The sequence below is a fragment of the Serratia sp. 2880STDY5682894 genome (genome assembly GCF_001537385.1).
Lineage (GTDB): Bacteria > Pseudomonadota > Gammaproteobacteria > Enterobacterales > Enterobacteriaceae > Serratia > Serratia nevei.
Genome location: NZ_FCJA01000004.1, coordinates 204,867 through 220,122, shown reverse-complemented (window position 1 = coordinate 220,122; position 15,256 = coordinate 204,867). Strand labels below are relative to the sequence as shown.

Here is a 15,256-nt window from a genome sequence, read left to right as displayed (position 1 = left end):
GTGCTTGCAGGTTTTTCACCGCCAGCGGCGGTAATCTCACTATAGAGAGGAAAGGAAAATGCTGACTATCGTCCTTAAGGACGAGACGCTTTCAACCTGCGGCCGCGCTCACGGCGGCGCGCCACTGCATCGCCCCCTGCGGGCTGCGCGGGTAGGCGCGCAGCGGCGCCAGCAGCGCGGAAAAGAAGGCGTAATAGCCGGCGCACAGCCGGTTATAGCGATCTTCGCCCACATGCGCCGGGCAGCCACCCTGGCAGACGCTTTTCACGCTGCAGCGTTGGCACTCGCGGCGCAGGCTCTTGTTTTTACCGAACGGCATCTCCGCCGCCCTTGTAGCCAGCGTGGCGAGCGGCGTGTGGCGATCGGCATGGCCGAGCAGGTGCTGCGCGTTGATCAGATGATCGCAGGCGTAAAGCCGCCCGTCCGGCTCCATCACCAGATTGCCGCCGCAGCGTTCGGCGTGTACGCAGCTGGGGCTAACGTGGGTGAAATACTGCGCGTAGACCTGCTCAATGTTCATCACGAAGACCTGGCCGACGTGCCCGCGGCTGCGCCAGCGGCGGTATACCGCCAGCATGAAGCGCCCCCAGTTGGCGGCGCTCAACCCATAGCCGGCGGTGGGCGCGTCCCCTTCCAGCATCAGCGGCTGGAACTGCAGATAGCGCGCCCCGATCGCCACCGCATGATCGTAGATCGCCTCGGCGCGATCCGCGACGCCGTCGTGCACCACCATCAGCAGGTTGAAGTCGATCTGATGGCGCTGCAACAGCGCAATGCCGCGCAGCGCCGCGTCATAGCTGGCGCCGCCGCGCTTGTCCGGCCGGTGGGCGTCCTGCACCTCGCGGTCGCCGTCCAGGCTGACGCCGAGGATAAAGTGATGCTGCCGGAACAGCCGGCACCAGGCGTCGTTCAGCAGGGTACCGTTGGTCTGCAGGCTGTTGCTGATCCGCACGCCCGGTGGCGCGTAGCGGCGTTGCAACGCCAGCGCCCGCTTGTAAAAACCGATCCCCGCCAGCAGCGGCTCACCGCCCTGCCAGACGAAGTTGATCTCGCGGCTGTAACGCGGCTGGGCGGCGATGTAGCCGCGGATAAATTCCGCCAGCAGGTCGTCGTCCATCTTGCGCGTCCGTTCTTCCTGGCGCTGCGGGTAGTAGCAGTAGCGGCAACCCAGGTTGCAGCCGGCGCCGATCGGCTTCACCAGCAAATGAAAAGGCGCCGCCGCGCGCGGTTCGCTCTCTACCGGGATCTGCTGCGCGCGCAGCTGGGCTAGGTTCATGGCGCCGCCTGCGGCAACGGTTTGTGGGTCAGCGGATCCAGGCCGATGTAGTCGCCGGTGTTGGCGTCGACGCCGAGATAGTCGATCGCTGCACCTTTGGCTTCAATAACCATGCTCTGCTGCGCAAAACGGCGATACGCCTCGCTCAGCCGTTTGACCCGCTCCGGGTCGGCGGCGGCCAGATCGCGCGTCTCCAGCGGATCGTCATGCAGATTGAACAGCCCCCACGGCGCCATCTGCGCCGTCGGCCCGGCCTTCACCAACCGTCGCAGCTTCCAGACGCCGTCCACATAGGCGGCCTGGTTATGCAGCTCCACGCCGTAGGTCGCGCGCGGCACGCCGTCGGCCTCGCCGCTGAAATAGCGCTTGAAGCTGACGCCGACCATCGGCAGCGTCGGTTTGGCCTTCAGCGGTTTATTGGCGTCGATGCCGGCATAGTCATACAGCGTCGGGGCGATGTCATACACCGCCATCGGCGTGCGGTCGATGCCGCCGCGCCCCTTCAGCCGCGGCGCGGAGATGATGAAATCGGTATTGATGCCGCCCTGCGCGCTGGTGGTTTTGTGGTAGTTGGCGTACGGCGCATTGCTGACGTTGGCCCAGTGCGGCCCGTAGGAAATGAACGATCCCTTGCGGCCGAGGTTGGCGTAGCTGTTGTCGAACTGCCGCCAATACTCCGGCTTCGAGCCGTAGTAGAAGCCGCTGGCGGGGTTGGCGCCGTTGTCGGTGGCGAACACGATCACCGTATTTTGGTCACGGCCGGTCTGCTTCAGGGTATTCAGCACCGCGCCGACCTGATCGTCCATGTAAGCAATCATCGCCGCGTACACCTGCATGGTCTTGGCTTCATATTTTTGCTGCTCGGGCGTCAGCGCGTTCCAGGCCTTATCCAGCGCCAGCGTCGGCATCGGCGTGCGATCGGAAATCAGCCCCAGCGCCTTCAGGCGCTGAATGCGCTGCTGATAGGCCTGCTGGTAACCGGCGTCGTATTTGCCGTCGAATTTGGCGATCCAGTCATCCGGCGCCTGCAGCGGATCGTGCGGCGCGGTAAACGCCAGATAGGCGAAGACGGGTTTGCTCTGCGGCGTATCGCGGATCCACTGTTCCAGCTGATCGGCATAGGCCTTGCTGGAATAGAAATCTTTGGGCAACGACACGCGTTTGCCGTTCAGGGTGTAGAAGGTATGGAACGCCTCCACGGTGCCCAGCGGTTTCGCATCGTCGAAATGGCTGGTGCCGCCCCCCATAAAGGCGAAGGCGCGCTCGAAGCCGCGATCGGTCGGTTTGGCGCCGTCGACATAGCCCAGGTGCCATTTGCCCGCCATCATGGTGGCGTAACCTGCATCGCGAAAACGCTCCGGCAATGTGGTCACGCGGTCGGTCAGCCGCATTTCATAGCCCGGCTGCGCGGCGGTGCTCTCATACCACCACATGCCGCCCATGCCGGCCTGCTGATTGGTGTTGCCGGTCATCAGCATCGACCGCGCCGGCGCCGACATCGGCGAAGTGTAGTACTGGCTCATGCGCACGCCCCGTTCGGCCAGCGCCTGCAGGTTGGGCGTCGGTATCTCGCCGCCGAACGGGCTGATGTCGGAGTAGCCCATGTCGTCCACCAGAATGATCAGCACATTGGGGCGATCGGCATCCGCCCCCTGCGCCAGGCCCGATAAGGCGCCGCTCAACGCCACCGCCAACGTTTTTTTCTGCATCGTTCGTTCCCCGTATGGTCATGCGGACTGAACAACCCGACGCCTCAGCCCGAGAAAGGTCATCATTTTTTCGTCTTATACGTTTGGCGCCGCCTGGCGCTATCTTCAATTCGCAGTGTAGGAAGCGGCGGAAAAGCCTGGCTATCGTTCTTAAGAACGAGGAACGGCTCCAGTCGTGCCGGTTGTAGCACGCGCAGGGCAGCGAGGGCTTCACCTGGGCAAACATTGAAAAGCGCTGTAAATTCAGCGGGAAAAGCGGTGAATTATTTCATTAACCTATTAATGAAAATCGCGATAAATCCGAACTGAAAAGCCCTGATTAACGCAGTGTCATCTTGTTATTTATGTGTTTTATTGCAATCGGCCTCACGTTGTTAATATGTTTTTATTGTGTTGCCAAATTGCTACAACTATGCTTGTATCGTTCATATATTGACCGCCAACCTTCTCCAGATTGAATGATAAAGGGAGGAACACGAATCATGCACAGCACCGCATCCGATGCCTTTATCAACAGTTGTTTGGCGACCATCACGCACCTGATCCCGGTGTCCGCCGGGGTGTTTTATCTGGTCGATCGCGACCTGCGGCCGGATCACTACATCCTGCACGGCATGCCCGATAAAACGCATCAGCAGTATCTGAACCACTTCCAGCAGATAGACCCGCTGCAGCCGGCCAATTTTCATCGCCAGGACATCACCATGGTCGGCATGAGCCCGGCGGCGATCGCCGGCAACCGCCGCTATTACCACGACTTTATGCTGCCGAACGACATGCGCGACATGACGGAGATCTTCATCCGCCAACGCAAGCGCATCGTCGCCGGGGTATCGCTGATCCGCGATACACCGTTTACTGAAGTGGAGCGCGGCCGCCTGCGCGCGGTGCTGCCGCTGATCGAGCTGGCGACGCGCGATCTGTTGCCCGACGGCGAGGCGCAGCTGCTGACCGCCAAAGAGCAAGAGATCGTCAACATGGTGCGCGAAGGCGCCAGCAATAAGCGCATCGCCCTGAAGCTGGGCATTTCGCTGTCCACGGTGAAAACCCATATGCGCAATATTTTCGCCAAAACCGACGTGGTGAACCGCACCGAACTGGTCGCCGGCGGCTTTCTCGCCCACGGTTAACGCCCGATAACGGCCGCCGCTGCCGACGGCCGGAAAATAACGCCAAAACGTATTCGCCATTTATGGCGCGGCCTCCCCCTGCCCGCAATCGGGCCGGGCGGGATATTTCATCGTCACTCAACGCTTGGGGAAAAGGTTTATGTCCAGTGATTCGGTTTCCGCGCCCGCCGTCGGCGCGGCGCTCCCCTGCCCGCCGCGGCTGCTGACCGCCATTATCGTCTTCGCCGCCATCGCGCCGGGCATTCTGATGACCGCCCCCGCCGTGGCCGCCCAGCTCGCCGCACAATGGCAGCTCGGCCCGGCGCAGATCGGCCACCTGTTCTCCACCGAACTCGGCGCCATGAGCCTGGCCACGCTGCCGGCGTGGTGGTGGATCGGGCGCATCAACTGGCGGCGGGTCGCTACGCTGTCGGCGCTGGTGTTTATCGTCGGCAACCTGGCTTCGGCGCTGGTGCAGGACTTTACCCTGCTGCTGCCGCTGCGCTTTATCGCCTCGCTGGCGGGCGGCACCCTGATGATCCTGTGCATCACCTGCGCCGCCGGCACCGCCAATCCCAGCCGGGTCTATGCCTTCTGGGTGCTCGGCCAACTGGTGCTGGGCGCGGTCGGGCTGCTGGTGCTGCCGCCGCTGTTCGCGCACTTCGGCCTGATGGCGGTCTACCTGATTCTGGCGGCCATCATGCTGTGCTGCCTGCCGCTCATCCCGGCATTCCCCAACGGTTTCACCGCCGCCCGCGCCGCCCGCAGCGGCCCCGCCGCCTCGCTGGCGCGCAAGCTGTGCGCCGTGCTGGCGGTGCTGACCTTTTACATCAGCCTGAGCGCGGTCTGGACCTTTATCGGCGGCATCGCCGCCGGCGCCGGGCTGTCGCCGGCCCACAGCGGCCAGGTGCTGGCCGTCGCCACCTTGCTCGGCATCGTCGGCGCGGGGGCCGCGGCGCTGATCGGCGCGCGCTTCGGCGGTGGACGCCTGATCGTGCTGGGGTACGCCCTGCTGCTGGCCAGCGTGGCGCTGCTGACGGGCCAGCCCCTGCTGCTGCGCTTCGCCCTGGCCGCTCTACTGTTCAAATTCACCTGGACCTTCGTGCTGCCGTTCATTCTGGCGCGGGTCGCCGGGTTGGATAACGACGGCAAGCTGATGAACGGCATCAACCTGGTGATCGGCGGCGGTATGGCCATCGGCCCGACGCTGGCCGGCTCTCTGATCGAATCTTTCGGCGGTTTCAACGCCTTGCTGTTCGGCGCGCTGGGCTGCGCGCTGCTGTCGCTGCTGTTGATTTCGCTGGCTTCACCGCGCGCACCGCGCCGTATAACAGGAGGAGAAAGGTGAAAAGAACAACCGGTTTCTTGTTTGATGAACGCTGTTTCTGGCACAGCACCGGCCTGCACGCCACTACCCTGCCGGTCGGCGGTTGGGTGCAACCGCCTTCGGGCGCCGGCCACGCCGAGTCGCCGGAAACCAAACGGCGCATGAAGAACCTGATGGACGTGTCCGGCCTGTCGCGCCAGCTCACCCTGCTGAGCGCCGAACCGGCGACGGAAGAAGATCTGCTGCGCATTCACCCCGCCCACTACCTGCAGCGTTTCAAACAGGTGAGCGACAGCGGCGGCGGCCTGCTGGGGGAGGAAGCGCCGCTGGGGCCGGGCAGCTATGAAATCGCCAAGCTCTCCGCCGGGCTGGCCTGCGCGGCGGTGGAAGCGGTGCTGCAGGGCGAGCTGGATAACGCCTATGCGCTGTCGCGCCCGCCGGGCCACCACTGCCTGCCGGATCAATCGATGGGCTTCTGCTTCCTGGCCAATATTCCCATCGCCATCGAGCGCGCCAAGGCTCGCCATGGCCTCGGCAAGGTGGCGGTGCTCGACTGGGACGTGCACCACGGCAACGGCACCCAGCACATCTATTGGCAGCGCGGCGACGTGCTGACGCTGTCGCTGCATCAGGACGGCTGCTTCCCGGCGGGCTATTCCGGCGAACGGGATCGCGGCGAAGGCGACGGGGCGGGCTACAACGTTAACGTGCCGATGCTGGCCGGCGCCGGCGACGACGGCTACCTGCACGCCATGCGGCACATCATTATCCCGGCGCTGGAAAAATTCGAGCCGGAGCTGATCATCGTCGCCTGCGGCTACGACGCCAACGCCCTCGATCCGCTGGCGCGCATGCAGCTGCACAGCGACAGCTTCCGCGCCATGACCGCGCTGGTGCAGGACGCCGCCGACCGGCTGTGCGGCGGCAAGCTGGTGATGGTGCACGAAGGCGGCTATGCCGAATCCTACGTGCCGTTCTGCGGGCTGGCGGTGATGGAACAACTGAGCGGCGTGCGCACTGAAGTGCAGGATCCGCTGCTGGCGTTTATCCAGCAACAGCAGCCGCGCGAAGCCTTCAACCGCTTCCAGCGCGAAGCGCTCGACGAGCTGGCGCGCCAGTTCGACCTGTAATCCCCTCTTTGCGGGCGCCGCACCCGGCGCCCCTGACAACCTCGCCGCCAGCCGCTACGCTGAAGGGCAACCCTACCCACCATGAGAACAATAACATGCCCGAACAAACCGTCAGCTTTATCAAAGGCCGTCACGGCGACATCGCCGTGCACGACTGGGGAAACGACCAGCCGCGCTATCTGGCGCTGCTGATACACGGCTACGGCGAGCACCTCGGCCGTTACCAATACGTGGCGCGCACGCTGCAGGCACAGGGCGCGCGGGTGTTCGGCCCCGACCATCTCGGCCACGGCCTGTCGCAGGGCGAACGCGTGCTGATCGAGGATTATGACGCCGTGGTCGACGACGTGCAGCGCGTGGTCAGCCATTTCCGGCAGCAATACCCCACCTTGCCGCTGGTGGTGATCGGCCACTCGATGGGCGGCATGATCGCCACCCGCTACGTGCAGCGCTACGGCGAGGAGGTGCGTGCGCTGGTGCTGTCTGGCCCGCTGCTTGGCGACAGAACGGCGATCTCCGATCTGGCCGAACTGCCGACGATCCCCGACGCGCCGCTGGATACCGCCACCCTGGCGCGCGATCCGGCGGTCGGCGCGGCCTATCAGGAAGATCCGCTGGTGTGGCACGGGCCGTTCAAGCGCCCCACCCTGCGCGCCATGCAGCGGAGCCTCGCCGCCATCAACGCCGGGCCGGGCTTCGGCGCGCTGCCCACGCTGTGGATCCACGGCGACGACGATCGGCTGGTGCTGATGAGCGAAACGCAAACCGCGCTCGATCGTCTGCGCGGCGACGATTTCGAACGGATGATCAATGCGGGCGGGCGGCACGAGAGCTTTAACGAAACCAATAAGGATCAGATCCTCAAGCGGGTGACCGATTTTATTGCGCGGGCGTTAGGCTAAGGCGTTCCCCCTCAGCGGGCCGAGGGGGGCATGACGGCGTCAGCCTTCGACGATGGCGAGGTAGTGTTTGACGAAGCGATCCGAGGTGATGTCCCAGCGCACCGGAGTGCCCTTCTCGACGAACCAGGAATCGCCGGCCTGATACTGCACCGATTCGCCGGTGCGTTCGTTGGTCAGGGTCGCGCTGCCTTCCCACACCGTGGCGTGCTCGGCGAACGGATACTCCATCACGAAGCTGCCGCGGGTGCAGCTGAACACGCCGCAGTTCAGGTTGTCGGTCGGTTCGCCGAAAATGCTGGCCACGCCGACGTTTGGCGTGCCGGCGATCACCGTGGCGCCCAGGTTGCTGACGCTGCCGATCTCCAGCAGTTCCGGCAGCGGTTGTTTAAGCAGTAACGGTTTCATGAGATTCTCCTCTGAGGGTTAACGGCGGCCTTTCCAGTAGCCGGATGTCTGGTGCCAAACCTTACCGGCGGTGGTCATCACCCGCCGCAGCTTGTCCTTGCCGAAGATGTTGACGTGCGGGATCGAGCTCATCAGATCGTAACGATCGGATCCTTCGCTCATGCCCTCCGCCAGCACCTTGCACACGATGTGGCTCGGCGTCACGCCGAAGCCGGAGTAGCCCTGTACGTAAAACACATTGTCGCGATCCGGCAGCGTGCCAATCTGCGGGAACAGGTTGGCGCTGCAGCACAGCGGGCCGCCCCAGGCCAGATCGATCTTCACGTCTTTCAGGTACGGGAACACCTTCAGCATCAGGTTGCGGTTCCAGGCCTTGAGATCCGACGGGAAATATTCGATCAGGCGGGTGGCGCTGCCGAACAGCAGCCGGTTTTCGTTGGTCACCCGGTAATAGTCGATCACCGGGCGGATGTCGCTGTAGGCGCCGCGGATCGGGCTGATCTGGCGGATCAGATCGTCAGACAGCGGCTCGGTGGCCAGCTGGAAGGCGTAGGTATTGATGGTCTTGCGGTAGATCTGCGGCTCCATGCCGTTGAGGAAGCCGTTGCAGGCCCACAGCATCTTGTTGGCGCGCACCGAGCCCATGGCGGTGCGCACCGTGATGCGCGGCCCGTACTCCACGTTGAGCACGCTGCTGTTCTCGAAGATTTTCACCCCGTAGCCGCTCAGCGCCTTGGCCTCGCCCAGCAGCAGGTTGAGCGAATGCACGTGGCCACCGCCCATGTGTTTCAGCGCGCAGGTGTAAGCGTCGGAGCCCACCACTTGCTTCACCTCCGCGCCGGTGTAGAGCTCAATCTCCTCCTGCGGCGCTACCGCCTTGAACTCCTTCAGCCAGCCGCGCAGGGTCTTCTCCTGGCGCGCGTTGCTGCCGAGATAGCCATAGCCGAAGCAGAAGTCGGCGTCGATATCATATTTCTTGATGCGCTCGCGGATAATGCCGGCGCCGAGGTTGCTGATTTTGAAGATGGTTTCCAGCCCGGTCGGGCCAACGTGGCGCTTGATCTTCTCCAGATCATGGCCGATGCCGGCCATCACCTGGCCGCCGTTGCGCCCGGTGCCGCCGTAGCCCAGATAGCGGCCTTCGAGAATGGCGATGTTGGTGATGCCCTTCTCCGCCAGCTCCAGCGCGGTATTGATGCCGGAGAAGCCGCCGCCGATGATCACCACGTCGACGTCCAGATCCTCTTCCAGCGTCGGGAAGCGCAGATCGTATTTTTTGGTCGCCGCGTAGTAGGTTAAGGACTCGATTTCGTTGTTCACTGCCGCACTCCCGATTGCCTATGCTATGACATCGGATTATCGGGAGGCGGCAGCCGTGCCGCTATGTCCCCTTAGGGACATTCGCTACAAAAAATTAACATTCACGCGCTGCGGCGCTGCGGGGCGGTCAGCAACAGGCTGAACAGTTCGGCCTGCGAGCCGATGTTCAGCTTGCCGTAGATGTTCTTGCGGTGATTTTTTACCGTGCCGAGGCTGATGAACAGCCGGTCGGCAATCTGCTGCGAACCGCAGCCGGCGAGGATCAGATCGACGATCTCGCGCTCGCGCGGCGTCAGCAGATAACGCGCCTGCGCGCCATCGTCGTTCCCCATGTCGGCCTCGGCCGGTGCCGCCACCACTTCGCCATGCAGCCGCGCCACGCTTTTCACCAGCGTCAGCGCGCTGCGCAGATCCGCCCGCTGCGGGTAGCGCACCGCCACCGTGCGGCGCGCCGAACCAAAGAACACCCCCAGCCCGCGCTCCGGCGTCAGCTGCAGCAGCACGCCGGCCTCATCGTGCCAGCCGGTCTTGCGATAAAAATTACGGTAATAGTCGCTGTGATAAAACCCGCAGGGCGCCAGCTGGCGCAGCGTGAGCACCTCGCCTTCGCCGCCGTCGTTCAGCGCGCGGTAAAACGGATCCTGCAGATAGGCGCCCTGTTGGTAGATCTGGTTAACCGCATCGCTGTTTTCCCGCTCGGTTTTGATCAGGCAGCGCGGCGGCCGGCCGCGTTCGAAGGCATAGACGATGGCGTTGTCGAAGGCGAAAAACCCTTCCAGCCAATTCAACAGGCTGGGATAAAAGCGCGGGCTGGCCACCGCATCGATCACCGCAGACAAGCGTTCAACCTGAATATCCATACCCGCCTCGCCATTATTAATACATTAACAATCTACCGATTTCGGATGGGGTTAGCCGCATGGCGGCCAGTACTGTTAAAAAAAGCATCCGGCGCGCCGAAATGCAAGAACGCGATCGTTTACATGTTAAACAACTCACAAGTTGCCGCAGCGGGGAAAGCGGTGGCTTTGCAAGGTAAGGGGGGCGCTGCATTCCCGAGCTATAACAGCCCCCCATGTCCCAATAAAAATTCTGTGGTACACTGCATCAATAGCAATGGATATAACCATATGAAAAAAGGGATATGTTGGATGACTTTAAAATATTACTTAAAGCATATTCTATGGGGGCTTGTTATCACTGCTGTCGCTTACTATGCATGGAGTAAAAATCCTGAAGATAGCCGATTAACGTTAATTCTCTCGCTTTCTGTTGCCAGTTGCGTTCTCTATCCTTTTGCAAAATTTGCTATCGAGAAAACAGCACTACGTTATTCCCATAAGAAATTTTGGCAGCATGACTTTTTTGTCAGCTCTGTGGGTGGCAGCATTGAAGTGGTTTATGAATTATTTTGTTTCGCATTCGCCATTCCCGTATCAGTTATTTATTTTTCTTTATCTATTTTAAAAGCCCTAAAAAGAAATTAGGGCTCTTATGTTAAACTGTTAAATCCCCAGTTCCTTGTTTATTTTTTCGACTAACGCTTCATCGATAAAAGCGCCCACAAGTGTTGTAATTATCGCAAAACCTAAAAACCCCATCGGCGTGCCAAGGATGATACTGAAGGAAAAAGCCGTGAGCGCCGTTGCAGCTCTTCCTGCCGCTAACGCCTCCATTTGAATAAATACCGGCCGCCAGTTGTTAGTTTCAATAGCTTTTCCAATAGCCACTACGGTATCGTAACGATCTATTGTCTTCCCAATATAATTAAATGCTTTGCTGAATTTTGCCAAGCTCTTGGCCATCTGATCGCGATTGACCGACTCCATGGCTTTTGCAATAGCCTCTCGATCTTTCACGCCAAACTTCTTGTTCAAAACGTTGTTATGTTTCTCAAAGGCTTTTAATGCATCGTCCACATTTTTAATCGACTTTCCTTTAGCCGCTTCAGCAAGCTCTTTAGCGACCTTTGACGAATGTTCGCCGAACTTTTCAGTTACCGTTTTGTAGAAATCCGCTGTGAACTTGATTGCATCTTTTACACGCTCCTCTTCAGCCTTAGTTTCCGCCTCTTTTTTCTCTTTGGCAATCATCGCTTTTTTCGCCTGCACATCCGCCAGAGTTTTACGCGCGCTGTTAAGCGCACTTTCGGCGTTGGTCTGATCTCGGGTCGCTTGTTGCTGGCGGTTTGCGGCCCGGCTCGCCGACTCTCTCGATGCATTCATGACGCTTAATGCATCATCGCGCTCTTTTTCCAGCTTCGAGATCAAGTCACTAGCGGCATTGAACTCATTCCACCAGGCTTTTTTTCCATAATCGACTTCCGAATTCCATCTTACAAAATCATCAAGCAGCTGACTGTGTTTTTTCCTTTTTTCTTCAGCCTGAGCGGCTTTTCTTTCATGCTCTCTGCCGACATTCTCCGCCCTTGTTTTGTCGTCGTTCGCCTGATTAATCCGATTTTTCGCATCGTTCAGTGCATGCTGAGCGCTTTGTTCATTTTTGCGCGCCTCATTCTCCACACGATTGATCCCTTCTTCGGTAGAAAGATCTAAATTCTTGAGGCGATTGACTTCACTCTCTTTATTCCGCAGCTCATTTTCATATTGTTGCGTATTTCTCATATTGGCATCGATGGCAGACTGTATCTTTTTTTCCTCATCTAGCTGCACCCCCATTTTAATTCTATTTGAATTTTGTTGTTGTTTAACCCCCGACGTTGGTTTTTCTCTGGATAAAAACCAATTCTCATTATTTAGTTTTAAATACTCCTGATGCACTTTTCTTTTTTTTGCTTCATTACGCAGAACGTCTAAACGCTCCTTACCCACTTTAATCTTCGCGATAATCGCTTCAAGGCTCGCTTTTTCTAGCGGCGTTTGCGATTTATTTTTGAGTTTACTACTTAGGTCATCAATATCTTTTTGCATCTCACTAATTTGGTTCGTCAGATCGTTTTCTTTATCTGCTGAAAATTTAATCGCCTTGTCGGAATCGGCTCGAAAACTGTTCTTTGCCTTCTCACTGAATGGAATAATGTCATCATCTTCCTGATCAAAAGCGCTAATCGGTTTATTAATATCGCTAATTTTTTGATCCCACAAATGCGTAATATTACTGAGTTCCTTTTGCCTGTCCGGCAATCGGTCACCCACCCACGCCTCAACAACCATATCGCCATCAGAAAGATCAAAACCGCGTTGCCAGCCTTCTCCCCGCCAGTGGTACCCCAAAGAAGTCATAACGTCGCGTTCATACTGAGTAGTATCTTCATATCGAGCCATAATAGCGTTCCCTTATTATTGTTTATGTCGTTAACTGTTTATACATACAGTAAAAATACTCTATGCCGTCCTTGGCTTTACTTCAATCAAATAATTATCATTCTCATTTGTGGGAGAAATGGCACAACTCTTATATGAAGCACACCTCACCGCAATTAAAAATATTTTTTAAAATCAATTCGTTAAATATAAAAAAACACTATTTAATACGATGTTATTTATCTGGTGCCTGCAGCCAGGAGTCCCCTGCCTGCAGGCGCAAACACAAGCCAAGAAATGCAAAGCATACGCGGAGATAAAATTCCATTAACCAATGTATGTAGCCGCTCCGCGCCCGCTGGCTTATGCTGTGGCATCGCGCCCTGCAACGCCGTCAAGGAGACCTCATGTCCGTCAGCCACATCATCGCCAACCGCCAGACCTGGTTCGGTCACGGCAGCATCCAGCAACTGCCGCCGCTGCTGCTTGCCGATCCGCAGCCGACGCTGCTGTTCAGCTGCCGATCTTTTCTCAACGGCCCGGTGTACGCCGGCCTGCGCGCATCGCTGACGCCGCTGCTCATCGGCACCGAAATCGTCAGCCACGAGGCGTCGCCGCAGGAAATAGACGCCTGGGTGGCGCGCTGGCGCGGCCAGGCACGGCGCGTGGTGGCCATCGGCGGCGGCAGCGTGCTGGATGCCGCCAAGGCGTTCTCCGCGCTGGTGGAGCATCCGCTGCCAACGCTGCGCTATATGGAAAAAGTGGGCGACAGCAAAATCAGCGGCGCCACCCTGCCGCTGATCGCCATTCCTACCACCGCCGGCACCGGCAGCGAGGTGACGCAGAACGCGGTGATCACCGACACCCAGGTCAGCAAAGTGAAGGCCTCGCTGCGCCACAATAACTTCGTGCCGCACACCGCCATTCTCGATCCGCAGCTGCTGGTCGGCGCGCCGGACAAGGTGCTGGCCTACTGCGCCATCGACGCCTTCACCCACCTGTTCGAGGCCTATCTGTCGAAAACCGCCGGCGCCATGACGCGCGACATGTCGCTGAGCGGCATCCGCCACTTCCTTGCGGCCTGGCCGGCGCTCAACCGCAGCGACGCGGCGCGCGAAGCGATTATGCAAGCTTCGTACCTTGGGGGGCTGACGCTGAGCGCCGCCGGGCTGGGGGTGATCCACGGCATCGCCGGCGAGATCGGCGCGCTGCGCGACTACCACCACGGCCAGGTCTGCGGCCGCCTGCTGCTGCCATTCCTTGCCCTGCTGGAAAGCAGCGAACAGCCGCAGCAACGCGCGCTGATGGCCGAGCTGGCCGCGCGCCTGTACCCGCACTGGCAGGGCAGCCCAGAGAGCTACCTGACCGATTTCATCACCCGCCACGCCATCGCGCCGTTCTGGCAGGACGATTTGCCGATTTCCGGCCAGGAACTGGCGGTGGCGCTGGAGAAATCCAACAGCAAGAATTCCTGGATCGACTATGCGCCGGCACAGCGGCAACGGATGATCGAAGAGGCGTTTCGCGTCGAATGATTATTTCTACCCTAAAGAGTTGGAGCGGCATCCCGGCGGCAAGAGGTGGCTCGCCAGGAGCTTACTCAAGTCAGTGACTGGCGTACGCACTCGCAGCCAACACAGATGCAGTTTCAAGTATGACGGGTATAATCAGATCAACGCACTAGCAGGAGTTAAGGAAATGGGCATCATCGGCTGGATCTTCGCCGGCATCGCGGTCGGCATCCTGGTCGGCGCGCTGATCAGAATCTTCGGCAAGAAGAAAGAGCAGTAAGCGTCACGCTGTTCCGTGGGCCGCCAGCAGGCACTCATGGAACAGCTTCACCACCCGCTGCGGCACCGGCGAGCGGCGCAGCACGCTGGAGTATTCGCAGTGATAGCGGAACAGCGCCGGTTTGATCGCCCGCATCATATTCTGCGCCACGAAAAACGCCGCGTAGTGATCCGGCAAAAAGCCGACGTATTTGCCGGACAGGATCAGCGTGGCGATCGACTCCTGCGCGAACCCCGTCGCCTTGCGATGCAAATGTTGCTGCAGGCTCAGTTCCATATTCGGCGAATGGTAGCCTAATCCGGCGAAGGCATAATTGTGCAGCAGATCCCAATTTAATGTTTCATGGGGGGCGGAAAATAATTCATGCTGCGCGCCGCAATATAAGAACATCCTCTCACTGAATAACGAATGATAAGATAAACTTTCCGCGCTGCGGTGCATGGGAATAACGCCAACCTGAAATTGCCCGTCAATGACGCCGCGTTCAATGGTATTAATCGGCTCCACGTACATTTGCAAAGAAACCTCCGGCGCACGCTCGCTGAATAATGCGATGGCCCGGCCGATCTGCGCCTGCGGATTGCTGACCGTATGATCGAATATCGCCACGTGCAGCTGCCCGCCCATGCGCTGGTGCACCTCGTCCACCCCGCGCCGGAACGCCTCGGTGGCCGCCAGCAGGTTGACCGTTTCCTGGTAGATAAGCAGCCCCTCGTCGGTGACCGCAAAGCCCTCGCGCCCGCGCTGGCACAGCGTCAGGCCCAGCCGCTGCTCCAGATCCTTGATGTGCTTGCTGATGGTCGACAGGCTGATGTTCAGCTCCAGTTCGGCGGCGCTCATGCCGCCGCAGTCGACCACGGCCTTGAATACCCGCAGCAAACGCAGATCCATATCCGACAATTGCCCTAACAGCGCGCGCTTTTTTACTTGCATAAAACCTTAAGTAAGTTTCGACATATGATTATTCACAGTAGAGAACAAGCGGTACATAGTCAATTTCGCACAACAATTCGTTAACAACTCG

The 15,256-nt window shown here is 59.3% G+C and carries 13 protein-coding genes; 6 read left to right on the top strand and 7 right to left on the bottom strand.

What is annotated here, in order from left to right; all coding sequences use genetic code 11:
• Positions 1–91: 91 nt before the first annotated feature.
• Both AWX27_RS11640 and AWX27_RS11635 read right to left on the bottom strand, forming a co-directional pair.
• Positions 92–1,276 (bottom strand): anaerobic sulfatase maturase, encoded by a 1,185-nt coding sequence (locus AWX27_RS11640; protein WP_060422212.1) that lies wholly within the window; start codon positions 1,274–1,276, stop codon positions 92–94.
• The gene (locus AWX27_RS11635) at positions 1,273–2,985 is read right to left on the bottom strand and encodes an arylsulfatase (protein ID WP_060422208.1); all 1,713 of its coding nucleotides are present in this window, start codon (positions 2,983–2,985) and stop codon (positions 1,273–1,275) included. The genes AWX27_RS11640 and AWX27_RS11635 overlap by 4 nt, the downstream gene beginning before the upstream one ends.
• Before the next feature lie 482 nt (positions 2,986–3,467).
• Between AWX27_RS11635 and AWX27_RS11630 the strand changes: the two genes are divergently transcribed.
• The 4 genes from AWX27_RS11630 (at position 3,468) to AWX27_RS11615 (ending at position 7,453) form a co-directional block, all read left to right on the top strand.
• Positions 3,468–4,115, top strand: a complete 648-nt coding sequence (locus AWX27_RS11630; RefSeq protein WP_038878402.1) for a helix-turn-helix transcriptional regulator — start codon at positions 3,468–3,470, stop codon at positions 4,113–4,115.
• A gap of 139 nt (positions 4,116–4,254) precedes the next feature.
• On the top strand, positions 4,255–5,442 hold the full coding sequence (locus AWX27_RS11625; RefSeq protein ID WP_049235384.1) for an MFS transporter: 1,188 nt from the start codon (positions 4,255–4,257) through the stop codon (positions 5,440–5,442).
• Complete coding sequence (locus tag AWX27_RS11620; RefSeq protein WP_060422206.1) at positions 5,439–6,551, top strand: class II histone deacetylase; 1,113 nt, start codon at positions 5,439–5,441, stop codon at positions 6,549–6,551. The genes AWX27_RS11625 and AWX27_RS11620 overlap by 4 nt, the downstream gene beginning before the upstream one ends.
• 95 nt (positions 6,552–6,646) lie before the next feature.
• Entirely contained in the window at positions 6,647–7,453 is an 807-nt protein-coding gene (locus tag AWX27_RS11615; RefSeq protein ID WP_060422202.1) for an alpha/beta hydrolase, read from the top strand.
• Positions 7,454–7,492: 39 nt separating this feature from the next.
• Here the strand turns inward: AWX27_RS11615 and AWX27_RS11610 are convergent, their stop codons facing one another.
• The 3 genes from AWX27_RS11610 to AWX27_RS11600 all read right to left on the bottom strand — a co-directional run bounded on the left by AWX27_RS11610 (position 7,493) and on the right by AWX27_RS11600 (position 10,038).
• Positions 7,493–7,858, bottom strand: a complete 366-nt coding sequence (locus tag AWX27_RS11610; RefSeq protein ID WP_015376517.1) for a cupin domain-containing protein — start codon at positions 7,856–7,858, stop codon at positions 7,493–7,495.
• A gap of 18 nt (positions 7,859–7,876) precedes the next feature.
• The gene (locus AWX27_RS11605; RefSeq protein ID WP_060422199.1) at positions 7,877–9,178 is read right to left on the bottom strand and encodes an NAD(P)/FAD-dependent oxidoreductase; all 1,302 of its coding nucleotides are present in this window, start codon (positions 9,176–9,178) and stop codon (positions 7,877–7,879) included.
• A gap of 101 nt (positions 9,179–9,279) precedes the next feature.
• Positions 9,280–10,038 (bottom strand): helix-turn-helix transcriptional regulator, encoded by a 759-nt coding sequence (locus tag AWX27_RS11600; protein ID WP_060422196.1) that lies wholly within the window; start codon positions 10,036–10,038, stop codon positions 9,280–9,282.
• Between the two features lie 123 nt (positions 10,039–10,161).
• Here AWX27_RS11600 and AWX27_RS25085 point away from each other — a divergent pair, with 123 nt between their 5' ends.
• Positions 10,162–10,665: a colicin E1 family microcin immunity protein gene (locus AWX27_RS25085; RefSeq protein ID WP_195892967.1), complete on the top strand. Its 504-nt coding sequence runs from the start codon at positions 10,162–10,164 to the stop codon at positions 10,663–10,665.
• A gap of 18 nt (positions 10,666–10,683) precedes the next feature.
• Here the strand turns inward: AWX27_RS25085 and AWX27_RS11595 are convergent, their stop codons facing one another.
• Positions 10,684–12,462: a colicin-like pore-forming protein gene (locus AWX27_RS11595; protein ID WP_060422193.1), complete on the bottom strand. Its 1,779-nt coding sequence runs from the start codon at positions 12,460–12,462 to the stop codon at positions 10,684–10,686.
• A gap of 386 nt (positions 12,463–12,848) precedes the next feature.
• Between AWX27_RS11595 and AWX27_RS11590 the strand changes: the two genes are divergently transcribed.
• Positions 12,849–13,976, top strand: a complete 1,128-nt coding sequence (locus AWX27_RS11590) for an iron-containing alcohol dehydrogenase (RefSeq protein ID WP_060422190.1) — start codon at positions 12,849–12,851, stop codon at positions 13,974–13,976.
• Positions 13,977–14,235: 259 nt separating this feature from the next.
• Here the strand turns inward: AWX27_RS11590 and AWX27_RS11585 are convergent, their stop codons facing one another.
• The gene (locus AWX27_RS11585) at positions 14,236–15,165 is read right to left on the bottom strand and encodes a LysR family transcriptional regulator (protein ID WP_038878382.1); all 930 of its coding nucleotides are present in this window, start codon (positions 15,163–15,165) and stop codon (positions 14,236–14,238) included.
• Between the last annotated feature and the right edge of the window lie 91 nt (positions 15,166–15,256).